The 15,425-nt window shown below is 42.3% G+C and carries 11 protein-coding genes; 9 read left to right on the top strand and 2 right to left on the bottom strand.

Translation table 11 applies throughout. The annotated features are described in order from the left end of the window. Positions 1-86: 86 nt before the first annotated feature. Both rpoB and rpoC read left to right on the top strand, forming a co-directional pair. A complete protein-coding gene (rpoB, locus tag BF9343_RS19470; RefSeq protein ID WP_005791521.1) occupies positions 87-3,899 on the top strand; it encodes a DNA-directed RNA polymerase subunit beta in 3,813 nt (1,270 codons plus the stop codon). A gap of 146 nt (positions 3,900-4,045) precedes the next feature. Then, entirely contained in the window at positions 4,046-8,329 is a 4,284-nt protein-coding gene (rpoC, locus tag BF9343_RS19465; protein ID WP_005791523.1) for a DNA-directed RNA polymerase subunit beta', read from the top strand. 76 nt (positions 8,330-8,405) lie between these two features. Here the strand turns inward: rpoC and BF9343_RS19460 are convergent, their stop codons facing one another. Beyond that, positions 8,406-9,542, bottom strand: coding sequence for an acyltransferase (locus BF9343_RS19460; protein WP_010993669.1), 1,137 nt, complete (start codon positions 9,540-9,542; stop codon positions 8,406-8,408). Between the two features lie 128 nt (positions 9,543-9,670). Beyond that, entirely contained in the window at positions 9,671-10,180 is a 510-nt protein-coding gene (locus BF9343_RS19455; protein ID WP_005791527.1) for a hypothetical protein, read from the bottom strand. Between the two features lie 191 nt (positions 10,181-10,371). Between BF9343_RS19455 and BF9343_RS19450 the strand changes: the two genes are divergently transcribed. The 7 genes from BF9343_RS19450 to rpsJ all read left to right on the top strand — a co-directional run bounded on the left by BF9343_RS19450 (position 10,372) and on the right by rpsJ (position 15,408). Continuing rightward, positions 10,372-10,617: a GlsB/YeaQ/YmgE family stress response membrane protein gene (locus BF9343_RS19450; RefSeq protein WP_005791529.1), complete on the top strand. Its 246-nt coding sequence runs from the start codon at positions 10,372-10,374 to the stop codon at positions 10,615-10,617. 62 nt (positions 10,618-10,679) lie between these two features. Further along, complete coding sequence (locus BF9343_RS19445; RefSeq protein ID WP_005791531.1) at positions 10,680-10,940, top strand: YtxH domain-containing protein; 261 nt, start codon at positions 10,680-10,682, stop codon at positions 10,938-10,940. Positions 10,941-11,253: 313 nt separating this feature from the next. Then, positions 11,254-11,565, top strand: a complete 312-nt coding sequence (locus BF9343_RS19440; RefSeq protein ID WP_005791533.1) for a DUF3467 domain-containing protein — start codon at positions 11,254-11,256, stop codon at positions 11,563-11,565. A 247-nt stretch (positions 11,566-11,812) separates the two neighbouring features. Further along, positions 11,813-12,214, top strand: coding sequence for a 30S ribosomal protein S12 (gene rpsL / locus BF9343_RS19435; protein ID WP_005675419.1), 402 nt, complete (start codon positions 11,813-11,815; stop codon positions 12,212-12,214). Positions 12,215-12,373: 159 nt separating this feature from the next. Further along, positions 12,374-12,850, top strand: a complete 477-nt coding sequence (rpsG, locus tag BF9343_RS19430) for a 30S ribosomal protein S7 (RefSeq protein WP_005791536.1) — start codon at positions 12,374-12,376, stop codon at positions 12,848-12,850. Positions 12,851-12,903: 53 nt separating this feature from the next. Beyond that, positions 12,904-15,021, top strand: coding sequence for an elongation factor G (gene fusA / locus BF9343_RS19425; protein ID WP_005791539.1), 2,118 nt, complete (start codon positions 12,904-12,906; stop codon positions 15,019-15,021). Positions 15,022-15,102: 81 nt separating this feature from the next. After that, entirely contained in the window at positions 15,103-15,408 is a 306-nt protein-coding gene (gene rpsJ, locus BF9343_RS19420; protein ID WP_005782187.1) for a 30S ribosomal protein S10, read from the top strand. The last annotated feature ends 17 nt before the right edge of the window (positions 15,409-15,425 follow it).

Below are 15,425 nucleotides of genomic sequence, written 5' to 3'. Positions count from 1 at the left end.
GTAATTCGGTTAAGAATCCTTCACAAGAGGATTCTTAACCTTTTTGTGTATATATTTAAAATTAAGTTCTCCAAATTCATTGACAGATGTCTTCAAATACTGTAAATCAAAGAGTTAATTTTGCTTCGACTAAGAATCCGCTTGAATATCCGGATTTCCTGGAAGTACAATTGAAGTCATTCCAAGACTTTCTACAACTAGATACCCCACCTGAGAAGCGTAAAAAAGAGGGATTGTATAAAGTATTTGCCGAAAACTTCCCAATTGCCGACACAAGAAACAATTTTGTTCTTGAGTTTCTGGACTATTATATTGATCCGCCGCGCTATACCATTGATGATTGTATAGAGCGTGGGCTCACATATAGTGTTCCATTGAAAGCGAAACTCAAGCTTTACTGTACAGACCCCGATCATGAGGATTTCGATACAGTGATTCAAGATGTGTTCCTTGGTCCTATACCTTACATGACTGACAAGGCAACTTTTGTCATCAATGGTGCTGAGCGTGTAGTTGTGTCGCAGCTTCACCGTTCTCCGGGCGTATTCTTCGGTCAGAGTGTACATGCTAATGGTACAAAGTTGTACTCAGCCCGTATCATCCCGTTTAAGGGATCATGGATTGAGTTCGCTACCGATATTAACAACGTAATGTACGCTTATATTGATCGTAAGAAGAAATTGCCTGTTACTACGCTGTTAAGAGCTATCGGCTTTGAGAACGACAAGGACATTCTTGAGATTTTTAACCTGGCTGAAGATGTGAAGGTTAATAAGACTAATCTCAAGAAGGTAGTAGGTCGTAAACTGGCTGCGCGTGTCTTGAAAACCTGGATTGAAGATTTCGTTGATGAAGATACCGGTGAAGTTGTTTCTATTGAACGTAATGAAGTCATTATCGACCGTGAAACAGTAATCGAACCGGAACATATAGATGAAATAATTGACTCGGGCGTTCAAAACATCCTTATTCACAAGGAAGAACCGAACCAGTCCGACTACTCTATTATATATAATACCCTTCAGAAGGACCCGAGTAACTCGGAAAAGGAGGCTGTGCTTTATATCTACCGTCAGTTGCGTAATGCAGACCCTGCCGATGATGCCAGTGCCCGTGAAGTTATTAATAACCTGTTCTTCTCTGAAAAACGGTATGACCTTGGTGATGTAGGTCGTTATAGAATCAATAAGAAATTGAACCTGACGACAGACATGGACGTGCGTGTCCTCACTAAAGAAGATATTATCGAGATCATCAAATATCTGATTGAGCTGATTAACTCAAAAGCAGATGTAGATGATATCGACCACTTGAGCAACCGTCGCGTACGTACTGTAGGCGAACAGTTGTCCAATCAGTTCGCTGTCGGTTTGGCACGTATGTCACGTACCATCCGCGAACGAATGAACGTTCGTGACAATGAGGTGTTTACTCCGATTGACTTGATCAATGCGAAGACTATTTCTTCTGTGATCAATTCATTCTTCGGAACTAACGCATTGTCACAGTTTATGGACCAGACAAACCCGTTGGCTGAAATCACTCACAAACGTCGTATGTCTGCTCTTGGTCCTGGTGGTTTGTCTCGTGAACGTGCCGGATTTGAGGTTCGTGACGTTCACTATACACACTACGGACGCCTTTGTCCGATTGAAACACCGGAAGGTCCGAATATCGGTTTGATTTCGTCACTTTGTGTGTTTGCCAAGATCAATGATCTCGGCTTTATTGAAACTCCTTACCGTAAGGTAGATAACGGAAAGGTAGATCTGTCTGAGAACGGACTCGTTTACCTGACGGCTGAGGAAGAAGAAGCTAAGATCATAGCACAGGGTAATGCTCCGTTGAATGATGACGGTACATTTATCCGTAATAAGGTTAAGTCTCGTCAGGATGCCGATTATCCGGTTGTAGAACCTTCGGAAGTAGAGTTGATGGACGTTGCTCCTCAACAGATTGCTTCTATCGCTGCATCTTTGATTCCCTTCCTTGAACATGATGACGCTAACCGTGCGTTGATGGGATCGAACATGATGCGCCAGGCTGTTCCTTTGCTGAGAAGTGAAGCTCCAATCGTAGGTACAGGTATTGAACGCCAGTTGGTACGTGATTCACGTACTCAGATTGCTGCCGAAGGTGATGGAGTGATTGATTTTGTAGATGCTACTACTATTCGTATTCTATACGATCGTACAGAAGATGAAGAGTTTGTAAGTTTTGAGCCGGCATTAAAAGAATATAGAATACCGAAGTTCCGTAAAACGAACCAGAATATGACAATCGACCTTCGGCCAACTTGCAATAAAGGTGATCGTGTGACGAAAGGTCAGATTCTGACAGAAGGTTATTCTACTGAAAATGGAGAACTCGCTTTGGGTAAGAATCTGTTGGTTGCTTACATGCCTTGGAAAGGTTATAATTACGAGGATGCTATCGTGTTGAATGAACGTGTGGTTCGTGAAGACTTGCTGACTTCAGTACACGTAGAAGAGTATTCACTCGAAGTTCGTGAAACCAAGCGAGGAATGGAAGAGTTGACTTCTGATATTCCTAACGTGAGTGAGGAAGCCACTAAGGATTTGGACGAGAATGGTATCGTACGTGTCGGTGCACGTATTCAGCCGGGTGATATATTGATTGGTAAGATTACACCGAAAGGTGAATCTGATCCTTCTCCGGAAGAAAAATTGCTTCGTGCTATCTTTGGTGATAAAGCCGGTGATGTGAAAGATGCTTCTTTGAAAGCATCTCCTTCTCTGAAGGGGGTAATTATTGATAAGAAACTGTTCTCACGTGTCATCAAGAATCGTAGTTCTAAGTTGGCTGATAAGGCGTTGCTTCCGAAAATTGACGATGAATTTGAGTCTAAGGTAGCTGACTTGAAACGTATCTTGGTAAAGAAATTGATGGTATTGACAGAAGGAAAGGTATCTCAGGGCGTGAAAGACTACTTGGGAGCTGAAGTCATAGCTAAAGGCTCTAAGTTTAGTGCTTCTGACTTCGATTCACTTGATTTCACTGCGATTCAGCTGAGCGACTGGACCAATGATGATCATGCGAATGGTATGATTCGTGACTTGATCCTGAACTTTATCAAGAAGTACAAAGAACTTGATGCTGAACTGAAGCGTAAAAAGTTCGCTATCACAATTGGTGATGAACTGCCTGCAGGTATCATTCAGATGGCGAAAGTATATATTGCTAAAAAACGTAAGATTGGTGTAGGTGATAAGATGGCCGGACGTCACGGTAATAAAGGTATTGTGTCACGTGTTGTTCGTCAAGAAGACATGCCGTTCCTTGAAGATGGAACTCCGGTAGACATTGTATTGAACCCGTTGGGTGTGCCTTCTCGTATGAATATCGGTCAGATTTTTGAGGCTGTTCTCGGACGTGCCGGAAAGAATTTGGGTGTGAAGTTCGCTACGCCGATTTTTGACGGTGCAACTTTGGATGACTTGAACGAGTGGACAGACAAAGCCGGTCTACCACGCTATTGCAAAACTTATCTTTGTGATGGTGGTACAGGCGAACGCTTTGACCAACCAGCAACCGTAGGTGTTACCTATATGTTGAAACTCGGTCACATGGTTGAAGACAAGATGCACGCACGTTCTATCGGACCATACTCATTGATTACTCAGCAACCTCTTGGTGGTAAAGCTCAGTTTGGTGGTCAGCGTTTCGGAGAGATGGAGGTTTGGGCACTCGAAGGTTTCGGTGCATCGCATATTCTCCAGGAGATTCTGACAATCAAGTCGGACGACGTTGTTGGACGTTCTAAGGCTTACGAAGCCATTGTAAAGGGCGAACCCATGCCACAGCCGGGTATTCCGGAATCTCTGAACGTGTTGTTGCACGAATTAAGAGGATTGGGCCTGAGCATCAATTTGGAATAATGAACTAATGTGCCAATATGCCAATGTATCGATCAAGGTACATTGGCTGTGGCATTTCATAATTAGCATATTTTCTTATTGGCACATTGGCATCAGCCAATCGGCACATTATTTAGTTAATTAGCATATTATATAATTATAAAAGTATGGCTTTTAGAAAAGAAAATAAGATCAAGAGCAATTTCTCGAAAATCTCTATCGGTTTGGCTTCTCCGGAAGAAATCCTTGAGAATTCGAGTGGTGAAGTATTAAAGCCTGAAACCATCAACTATCGTACATACAAACCTGAGCGTGACGGTTTGTTCTGCGAGCGTATCTTCGGCCCGATCAAAGACTACGAATGCCATTGCGGTAAATATAAACGCATCCGTTATAAAGGTATTGTCTGCGACCGTTGTGGTGTAGAAGTTACTGAAAAGAAAGTACGTCGCGAACGTATGGGACATATCCAGCTTGTCGTGCCTGTAGCTCACATCTGGTATTTCCGTTCGCTGCCTAATAAGATCGGTTATTTGTTGGGACTCCCCACCAAGAAACTCGATTCTATCATTTACTACGAACGCTATGTTGTCATTCAGCCGGGTGTGAAAGCTGAAGACGGTATCGCCGAATTTGATCTGTTGTCAGAAGAAGAATACTTGGATATTCTTGATACTCTTCCTAAAGATAATCAGTATCTGGAAGATACAGACCCCAACAAGTTTATTGCTAAAATGGGAGCCGAAGCGATCTATGATCTGCTTGCCCGTCTCGATCTTGATGCATTATCCTATGAGTTGCGTCACCGTGCCGGAAATGATGCTTCGCAACAGCGTAAGAATGAGGCTTTGAAGCGTCTTCAGGTGGTAGAATCATTCCGTGCATCACGTGGACGGAATAAACCTGAATGGATGATTGTACGTATTGTACCGGTAATTCCGCCCGAACTTCGTCCGTTGGTTCCGTTGGATGGAGGGCGTTTCGCTACATCCGATTTGAACGATCTTTATCGTCGTGTGATTATCCGTAACAATCGTTTGAAACGATTGATTGAGATTAAGGCTCCCGAGGTGATTCTCCGTAACGAGAAACGTATGCTTCAGGAATCTGTCGATTCACTGTTTGATAATTCACGTAAATCCAGTGCAGTTAAGACTGATGCCAACCGCCCGTTGAAGTCTTTGTCTGACAGCCTGAAAGGTAAGCAAGGACGTTTCCGTCAAAACTTGCTGGGTAAACGCGTTGACTATTCGGCCCGTTCGGTAATTGTTGTTGGCCCGGAGTTGAGAATGCATGAATGTGGTATTCCTAAACTGATGGCTGCCGAACTGTACAAGCCGTTCATTATCCGTAAGTTGATCGAGCGAGGTATCGTAAAGACTGTGAAGTCTGCTAAGAAGATCGTGGACCGTAAGGAGCCGGTGATCTGGGATATTCTTGAACACGTAATGAAAGGTCATCCAGTATTGTTGAACCGTGCTCCGACACTTCACCGTTTGGGTATTCAGGCTTTCCAGCCTAAGATGATCGAAGGTAAAGCTATCCAATTGCATCCGTTGGCATGTACAGCGTTCAATGCCGACTTTGATGGTGACCAGATGGCTGTTCACTTGCCTTTGAGCAATGAGGCAGTACTTGAAGCACAAATGTTGATGCTGGCTTCTCACAATATTCTGAATCCTGCAAATGGTGCTCCTATTACCGTTCCTTCACAGGATATGGTGCTTGGTTTGTACTATATCACCAAACTCCGTAAAGGCGCAAAAGGTGAAGGACTCACATTCTATGGCCCCGAAGAAGCGTTGATAGCTTACAATGAAGGCAAAGTAGATATTCATGCTCCGGTGAAGGTTATCGTAAAAGACCTTGACGAAAATGGAAATATCGTTGATGTAATGCGTGAGACTTCAGTAGGTCGTGTGATTGTGAACGAAATAGTTCCGCCTGAAGTCGGATACATCAATACTATTATTTCAAAGAAATCATTGCGTGACATTATTAGTGCTGTAATCAAAGCTTGTGGTGTTGCTCGGACTGCTGACTTCCTTGATGGAATTAAAAATTTAGGCTACAAGATGGCTTTTCAGGGTGGTCTGTCATTCAACTTGGGTGATATCATTATCCCGAAAGAGAAAGAGACACTCGTTCAGAGAGGTTATGAAGAGGTAGAGCAGGTGATCAATAACTATAATATGGGTTTCATCACCAATAATGAACGTTACAACCAGGTAATTGATATCTGGACACATGTAAACTCTGAATTGTCTAATATCTTGATGAAGACTATTTCTTCAGATGATCAGGGTTTCAACTCTGTGTACATGATGCTTGATTCCGGTGCCCGTGGTTCTAAAGAGCAGATCCGTCAGCTCTCCGGTATGCGTGGTTTGATGGCAAAACCGCAGAAGGCAGGTGCTGAAGGTGGTCAGATCATCGAGAACCCTATCTTGTCTAACTTTAAAGAGGGACTTTCTGTGTTGGAGTACTTTATCTCTACTCACGGTGCCCGTAAAGGTTTGGCCGATACCGCTTTGAAGACTGCCGATGCGGGATACTTGACTCGTCGTCTGGTTGACGTTTCGCACGATGTGATTATTAATGAAGAAGACTGCGGTACGCTTCGCGGACTGGTTTGTACTGACCTCAAGAACAATGACGAAGTTATTGCTACTCTGTACGAACGTATCCTCGGACGTGTATCCGTACACGATATTATTCATCCTCAGACCGGTGAATTACTGGTTGCCGGTGGTGAAGAAATTACAGAAGATATCGCCAAGAAGATTCAGGAATCTCCGATTGAAAGCGTTGAGATTCGTTCGGTATTGACTTGCGAATCGAAGAAGGGTGTTTGTGCGAAGTGCTACGGTCGTAACCTGGCTACGAACCATATGGTTCAGAAAGGTGAGGCTGTCGGTGTAATCGCTGCCCAGTCTATCGGTGAACCAGGTACACAGTTGACATTGCGTACATTCCATGCTGGTGGTACGGCTGCCAACATTGCGGCCAATGCAAGTATTGTTGCTAAAAATAATGCCCGTTTGGAATTTGAAGAACTCCGTACGGTAGATATTGTGGACGAAACTGGTGAGGCTGCCAAAGTGGTAGTAGGTCGTTTGGCTGAGGTTCGTTTCATTGATGTCAATACAGGCATTGTACTTTCTACCCATAACGTTCCTTACGGTTCTACACTTTATGTAGCCGATGGTGAAGTGGTAGAAAAAGGTAAACTGATTGCGAAATGGGATCCATTCAACGCTGTTATCATAACCGAAGCTACCGGTAAGATTGAGTTTGAGGGTGTCATTGAAAATGTTACTTATAAGATTGAATCGGATGAAGCGACCGGACTTCGAGAAATTATTATTATTGAGTCTAAAGATAAGACTAAAGTTCCTTCGGCCCACATCCTGACCGAAGATGGTGATCTTATCCGTACATATAATTTACCTGTAGGTGGACACGTAGTGATCGAAAACGGCCAAAAGGTGAAAGCAGGTGAGGTAATCGTTAAGATTCCGCGTGCTGTGGGTAAGGCTGGTGATATTACCGGTGGTCTTCCCCGTGTTACTGAGTTGTTTGAAGCACGTAACCCGTCGAATCCTGCCGTCGTATCCGAAATCGATGGAGAGGTTACTATGGGTAAAGTGAAACGCGGTAATCGCGAAATCATCGTTACATCTAAGACCGGTGAAGTGAAGAAATACCTTGTTCCGCTGTCTAAGCAGATTCTGGTACAGGAGAATGACTACGTTCGTGCAGGTACTCCATTGTCCGATGGTGCTACGACTCCGGCTGATATTTTGGCTATTAAAGGTCCTACGGCTGTACAGGAATACATCGTGAATGAAGTTCAGGACGTATATCGTTTACAGGGTGTGAAGATCAATGATAAGCATTTTGAGATCATTGTTCGCCAGATGATGCGTAAAGTGACTATTGACGAACCGGGTGATACACGCTTCCTTGAACAGCAGGTAGTGGACAAACTCGAGTTCATGGAAGAGAACGACCGCATTTGGGGTAAGAAAGTGGTTGTAGATGCCGGAGATTCTGAAAACCTGAAAGCCGGTCAGATTGTCACAGCCCGCAAGTTGCGTGACGAAAACAGTATGCTGAAACGCCGTGACCTTAAACCGGTTGAGGTGCGTGATGCTGTTGCTGCAACTTCTACCCAGATTCTTCAGGGTATTACTCGTGCCGCATTGCAAACTTCAAGCTTCATGTCTGCCGCTTCTTTCCAGGAGACAACTAAGGTACTGAATGAGGCTGCTATCAATGGTAAGATAGATAAGTTGGAAGGTATGAAGGAGAATGTAATTTGCGGTCATTTGATTCCGGCCGGTACAGGTCTTCGCGAGTTTGACAAGATCATTGTAGGTTCTAAAGAAGAATACGATCGTATTCTGGCTAATAAGAAGACAGTGCTTGACTATAATGAAGTAGAATAATACAATTCAATTGACTATAGCTGAAAAAGAGCAATTGCCGTAAAGGTGATTGCTCTTTTTTTTAGTTTATGTTACGTTACCGGATGAAGCGATTGGTCAATTTGCTTTTTGACATTAGCCAAACGATGGCGTAACATGTCAGGAATACAATACAGGCCATACAAATAATTCGTACAGTATACGGCAGCAACTCTGTATCCAGTAAATCGTAAGCAATGAATACAAATACATAATGGCTCAGATAAATGCCGAATGCGAGTGATGCCATGTGTGATAATCTGTGGTTTGAAGGTACTTTTATCTTCTGTACGATTACAAAAACCGGGAAGGTCATCATAAATACGTTGATACCTGCAAAGTACCATACAATTTCCAGATAAGCATAATTTCCCGGGAAGTAATTTTGTGTGATGACGTACCCATAAGATGTGATCAGGTATCCTGTCAGAAACATTGGGATGGTAATACTCAATAGTTTCTTCCAACTCCATTTCAGTGGATATTTTGTGAGATAATAAGCTAGCAGAAGATATCCGATAAAACCGGAGAAATAATAAAAACTACCATAGTCATTCCAGTCACATACTCCCCATAGACCCATATTCCCGTAATTGCCCTGATAGCCTAGTGCTGGAGCGAACATTTTTACATACGGAGCAATCAGGCTGATTCCCCAAATGCCTAAGAATAATTTTAGTTCCTTCTTTGAAACTTTTTCCAACCAACCGCTGATAATAGGCATTATCAAATATAACCCAATCAACATATAAAGATACCACAACGGGACTGTGTCAAAATTGAAATTAAATATAAATGTATATAGTTTGAACCATAAAGCTTCAAGACTGTGATCTGGCATCGAGATCAGTGGATTTTGAGTATCGGGATTGATATAGTTCAGATATATGAAATACAAAACAGGCAAGACTAGTGACCAGAAAATCATTGGAGGGATCAGGCGTCCTATCCTTTTCTTATAGAACGCTGCCATGTCGGTTTGTACGGGTAATAGCAATACTCCGGTCATCATAACAAAAATGGGAACACACGGGCGCATCAGGCTTCCCAAAAACACTCCTGTTAAGAACGATTCCCGATTGGCATCAAATTGGCCGATAAATGCATCGCAACTATGCGAGAAAACAACAAAGAAACAGGCGAGTACCCTTAACAGGTCAATCCAACCTATATTCTCTTTCTTTTTTAATTCCATGATATAATTGATTTAAATGTGTTAATGTGAAAAATGTACAATCTGTGCTGCTGTCATTATTATTAAATTCATTCTATTGCCTTTACTTTGTTCAGGTTGGGTAATGTGTTCCCCCGATAGAAGCCGGTTTACTTTGGAGCGTCTTGGTTGAATGCGTCGGAAACCTTGTTTTTGTATTGTGTATACCGTTCACGGAATGATAATGGCAATCGTCTTCTATGTTTGCGGTGAAATTTCTGATATGTGTTCTGGTGAATGATTTCTCTCCACTCGGACGGTTCCATATTACTTTTATGGAGTCCGATAATTATTCTGATAGAAATGGTGTGAAATAATATATTTTTCCAAGTTGTTGCAAACTTCTCACTTGGGCTGCTATAGTGTAATGTTTCCGTGTCGAGTGTGATGCCTCCTTCATACGAAAAAGAAGTCGGGATCCTTTTTGCATTCACCGTCCGGTGAGATTGTGTGATGATTTCCCCTTCTGTGGACGAGGAGTAATTGGAATAGATTTCTTCCAGTAGTAACAGCTGTTTTTTAGTAAGCCGACAGAGCGCTCTAAGGAGCATGGGCAACAAACAGATTCCTTCGTCCGATATTTTAAATTGCTTTTTTATACTGTAATTAATATTTTTCATAGGCCTTAAGATTTTCTTTTGGACAAAGATAATCTCTTTTATCAAGTGTTACAATGTGTCTATTCGAAAAACAGATCAGATTTTACTGTTTTCAGCGTCCGGTTTATCAATAGTCGTTAATTCCCTCTTTATTTACCGAACATTCCTGTGCCTGCAGCGTTCCTATATCAAAACAATATAAATCAAGCATTATGAATTTTATCTGGTACATTTTGATAGGTATCCTTGCCGGTTATTTTGCCGGTAAGATAATGCGTGGAGGAGGATTCGGCCTTTTGGTCAATCTCTTATTAGGGATTATAGGCGGTGTGCTGGGCGGTTGGGTGTTTGCCCTTCTAGGACTGGCAGCAACCGGAATTATCGGTAGTCTGATTACTTCGGTTGTCGGCGCGATCTTATTTCTCTGGATAGCCTCCTTCTTCAGCCGCTCCCGGTGAGGGGAGTATTTCTCGCAACGAGACAGTATCGTTTATTGTGGTTATATAAAAATTAATAGTTTATGGGAAGTGGAAATGCAAAATTCCTGGTAGGACTTGGAATCGGTTCTGCCATCGGTGCGCTGGTTTATCATTTTTCGCGCACGGCGAAAGCTAAAAAACTGAAAAATGATGTGTTCAATGCTCTTCATGAAATAGAGGCTGATGCCGAACTGGCAGTAGTCGAAGCAAAAGACAAAGCCGTGAAGGCTGGTGCCAAAGTAGCCGGAAAAGTAGCTGATAAAGCGACTGAGGTGAAAGAAAAATTGACACCTAACTCTTGATAGTGAGCGGTAGATAATGAACGGTGAACGGTAAATTGGAATACACTAATTAATGTATTGAGTTTATCGTTCGCTGCTTATTGTTGATTACCGCTTTTAATATAGCCTGAGATAATTTAAAATCCATTCCTGTTTTTTCTTCAAATATCTGCTTTTTCCAGATATTGATTAAAAAATGCTTTGGATTCAAATAAAAAATTGTTTTCGTATGCCTTGCATTCTATGGAAAAGAGTGCAAGGCATTTGTCTTTACTATAAAACATAATCTGTATCTTTGTAGCAGAAGAATTAGAATCAATCAATAATAAAAGATATGGAAAATCAAAATCCCGATAATCAATTACAAATAGAATTAAAAGAGGAAGTGGCTCAAGGAACCTATGCGAATCTGGCTATCATTACACATTCAAGTTCGGAGTTTGTACTCGACTTTGTGCGTGTATTGCCCGGGTTGCCAAAAGCAGGGGTACAGTCGCGTGTGATTCTTGCTCCCGAACATGCCAAACGTTTGCAAAGGGCGCTTGAAGAAAATATAGCTAAATATGAACGTGCATTCGGTCCTATCCGATTGCAGGAAGACGGAGTGGATACTCCTCCTATATTAGATATAAAAGGAGAAGCCTGAAAATAAAAAGGGTGTAGCCATCCGGTGCGATGGGTGTAGCCATTCGAGAGGGAGGGTGTAGCCTTAATGTACGGATGGCTACACCTAAAAATCTTTCTGATGAAATGATTTTCCGGAAATAAGCTCTTAAAAATTAAAAAAAAGATGTAGTGCATTGATTATTCAAATATTATTCGTATTTTTGCAGCCCAAAATGTATAGTTACGAAATTAATATAACAATAATATAAATTAAAAAACAATTTAAAATGCCTACAATTCAGCAATTAGTAAGAAAAGGACGCGAAGTGCTGGTCGAGAAAAGTAAATCTCCGGCCTTGGATTCTTGTCCTCAAAGACGTGGCGTTTGCGTGAGAGTATATACTACTACTCCGAAAAAGCCGAACTCTGCAATGCGTAAAGTAGCTCGTGTGCGTTTGACTAACCAGAAAGAGGTGAACTCTTACATTCCGGGAGAAGGACACAACTTGCAGGAGCACTCAATCGTACTGGTTCGCGGTGGTCGTGTGAAAGACCTTCCGGGTGTACGTTACCACATCGTTCGCGGTACTCTTGATACAGCAGGTGTAGCCGGACGTACTCAGAGACGTTCTAAATACGGAGCTAAGCGTCCGAAACCGGGACAAGCAGCACCGGCTAAGAAGAAATAATCCGGAGTGATTCCGAATTCGATTTATTTTAATTAAAAGTAATAACTTTCGTTTTAGTTTGTTGGAATAAGCTATAAAGGTTGAGTAAATTCCCCGGAGGGGGAGTTGAAGACGTCAAGAAATAGACAACCAAGAACAAAAACATTATTTTTCGAACAAATGAGAAAAGCAAAACCAAAAAAACGCGTTATCCTTCCGGATCCCGTGTTCAATGACCAGAAGGTTTCTAAATTTGTAAACCATCTGATGTATGATGGAAAGAAGAACACTTCTTATGAAATCTTTTACGCTGCACTGGAAACAGTAAAAGCAAAACTTCCTAACGAAGAAAAAACTGCTCTTGAAATCTGGAAGAAAGCGTTAGATAACGTAACTCCTCAAGTTGAAGTAAAATCACGCCGTGTGGGTGGTGCAACTTTCCAGGTTCCTACCGAAATTCGCCCGGATCGTAAAGAATCAATCTCAATGAAGAACCTGATTCTGTTCGCTCGCAAGAGAGGCGGTAAATCTATGGCTGATAAATTGGCTGCTGAAATCATGGATGCATTCAATGAACAAGGCGGTGCTTTCAAACGTAAAGAAGATATGCACAGAATGGCTGAAGCTAACCGTGCATTTGCTCATTTCAGATTCTAATTACTATAAGAAATACCTATTTGATTAAAAACTTAAAGTAAAGGAAAAAGAAAATGGCAAAGAATGATTTACATTTGACTCGTAATATCGGTATCATGGCTCACATCGATGCCGGAAAGACAACAACTTCTGAACGTATCCTGTTCTACACCGGATTGACTCACAAAATCGGAGAGGTACACGATGGTGCTGCAACAATGGACTGGATGGAGCAAGAGCAGGAACGTGGTATTACTATCACTTCTGCCGCTACAACTACTCGTTGGAAGTATGCTGGTGATACTTATAAAATCAACCTGATTGACACTCCGGGACACGTGGACTTTACTGCTGAGGTAGAACGTTCACTTCGTATCCTTGATGGTGCTGTTGCTGCTTACTGTGCTGTAGGTGGTGTAGAACCTCAGTCGGAAACTGTATGGCGTCAGGCTGACAAATATAACGTACCGCGTATCGCTTACGTTAACAAAATGGACCGTTCGGGTGCTGACTTCTTTGAAGTTGTTCGCCAGATGAAGGCTGTTTTGGGTGCAAATCCGTGTCCGGTTGTTATTCCTATCGGTGCAGAAGAAAACTTCAAAGGATTGGTTGATCTGATCAAAATGAAAGCTATCTACTGGCACGATGAAACAATGGGTGCTGACTATACCATAGAAGAAATTCCTGCTAATCTCGTTGACGAAGCCAACGAATGGAGAGATAAAATGCTTGAAAAAGTAGCTGAATTTGATGATGCGTTGATGGAAAAATACTTTGATGATCCTTCTACTATTACAGAAGAAGAAGTATTGAGAGCTCTTCGCAATGCAACTGTTCAGATGGCTGTAGTTCCGATGTTGTGCGGTTCTTCATTCAAGAATAAGGGCGTACAGACTTTGCTTGACTATGTTTGTGCTTTCTTGCCTTCTCCGTTGGATGCTGAAAACGTAGTTGGTACAAACCCTGATACCGGTGCCGAAGAAGATCGTAAACCGAGCGAAGACGATAAAACTTCAGCTTTGGCATTTAAGATCGCTACTGACCCGTATGTAGGACGTTTGACTTTCTTCCGTGTATACTCTGGTAAGATTGAAGCCGGTTCTTATATCTACAACTCTCGTTCAGGTAAGAAAGAACGTGTTTCTCGTCTGTTCCAGATGCACTCAAACAAACAGAATCCGGTAGAAGTGATTGGTGCCGGTGATATTGGTGCCGGTGTAGGTTTCAAGGATATTCACACTGGTGATACACTGTGTGACGAAACAGCTCCGATCGTTCTTGAGTCAATGGACTTCCCGGAACCGGTAATCGGTATTGCTGTGGAACCGAAAACTCAGAAGGATATGGACAAACTGTCTAACGGTTTGGCTAAACTGGCTGAAGAAGACCCGACATTCACAGTGAAAACTGACGAACAGACAGGTCAGACAGTTATTTCCGGTATGGGTGAGCTTCACTTGGATATCATTATCGACCGTCTGAAACGTGAATTCAAAGTAGAATGTAACCAGGGTAAACCTCAGGTTAACTACAAAGAGGCTATCACTAAGACAGTTAACTTGCGTGAGGTTTATAAGAAACAATCTGGTGGTCGTGGTAAGTTCGCTGATATTATTGTGAACATCGGCCCGGTTGATGAAGACTTTACTCAAGGTGGTCTGCAGTTCGTTGATGAAGTGAAGGGTGGTAACATTCCTAAGGAATTCATTCCTTCAGTTCAGAAAGGTTTCCAGACTGCAATGAAGAATGGTGTGCTGGCTGGCTATCCGCTGGATTCATTGAAAGTGACTTTGGTCGATGGTTCATTCCACCCGGTTGACTCTGACCAGTTGTCTTTCGAAATCTGTGCTATCCAGGCATATAAGAATGCTTGTGCTAAGGCAGGTCCTGTATTGATGGAGCCTATCATGAAGCTGGAAGTCGTTACTCCGGAAGAAAACATGGGTGACGTTATCGGTGACTTGAACAAACGCCGTGGCCAGGTTGAAGGTATGGAGTCAAGCCGTTCAGGAGCCCGTATCGTAAAAGCAATGGTTCCGTTGGCAGAAATGTTCGGTTACGTAACCGCATTGCGTACTATCACTTCTGGTCGTGCCACTTCATCAATGGTATACTCTCATCACGCTCAGGTTTCTAGCTCTATCGCTAAAGCGGTATTGGAAGAAGTAAAAGGACGTGCTGATTTACTCTAAAATATCTTAAGCAGCAGGCTAGCGAATGACTCTTAGCCTGCCGCTTTATCTTATTTATAAATTTATTAATTAAAAGAACTAATGAGTCAGAAAATTAGAATTAAACTGAAATCTTACGACCACAACTTGGTTGACAAATCAGCTGAGAAGATCGTTAGAACAGTGAAGGCTACCGGTGCTATTGTTAGCGGACCGATTCCCCTTCCGACGCACAAGCGTATCTTTACAGTAAACCGCTCTACTTTCGTTAACAAGAAATCAAGAGAGCAGTTTGAACTTTCTTCATTCAAGAGGCTGATCGATATCTATAGCTCAACAGCTAAGACTGTAGATGCTCTGATGAAGTTAGAGTTGCCGAGTGGTGTAGAAGTAGAAATTAAAGTGTAGTATTTAAAAATTAGTGA

This window comes from Bacteroides fragilis NCTC 9343 (genome assembly GCF_000025985.1).
GTDB lineage: Bacteria > Bacteroidota > Bacteroidia > Bacteroidales > Bacteroidaceae > Bacteroides > Bacteroides fragilis.
This window is presented reverse-complemented; position numbering and strand designations above follow the sequence as displayed.

Coding starts and splice junctions, on each gene's coding strand:
- rpoC (WP_005791523.1), top strand. CDS start 4,046: ATGGCTTTTAGAAAAGAAAATAAGATCAAGAGCAATTTCTCGAAAATC.
- BF9343_RS19450 (WP_005791529.1), top strand. CDS start 10,372: ATGAATTTTATCTGGTACATTTTGATAGGTATCCTTGCCGGTTATTTT.
- BF9343_RS19440 (WP_005791533.1), top strand. CDS start 11,254: ATGGAAAATCAAAATCCCGATAATCAATTACAAATAGAATTAAAAGAG.
- BF9343_RS19455 (WP_005791527.1), bottom strand. CDS start 10,180: ATGAAAAATATTAATTACAGTATAAAAAAGCAATTTAAAATATCGGAC.
- BF9343_RS19460 (WP_010993669.1), bottom strand. CDS start 9,542: ATGGAATTAAAAAAGAAAGAGAATATAGGTTGGATTGACCTGTTAAGG.
- BF9343_RS19445 (WP_005791531.1), top strand. CDS start 10,680: ATGGGAAGTGGAAATGCAAAATTCCTGGTAGGACTTGGAATCGGTTCT.
- fusA (WP_005791539.1), top strand. CDS start 12,904: ATGGCAAAGAATGATTTACATTTGACTCGTAATATCGGTATCATGGCT.
- rpoB (WP_005791521.1), top strand. CDS start 87: ATGTCTTCAAATACTGTAAATCAAAGAGTTAATTTTGCTTCGACTAAG.
- rpsJ (WP_005782187.1), top strand. CDS start 15,103: ATGAGTCAGAAAATTAGAATTAAACTGAAATCTTACGACCACAACTTG.
- rpsL (WP_005675419.1), top strand. CDS start 11,813: ATGCCTACAATTCAGCAATTAGTAAGAAAAGGACGCGAAGTGCTGGTC.
- rpsG (WP_005791536.1), top strand. CDS start 12,374: ATGAGAAAAGCAAAACCAAAAAAACGCGTTATCCTTCCGGATCCCGTG.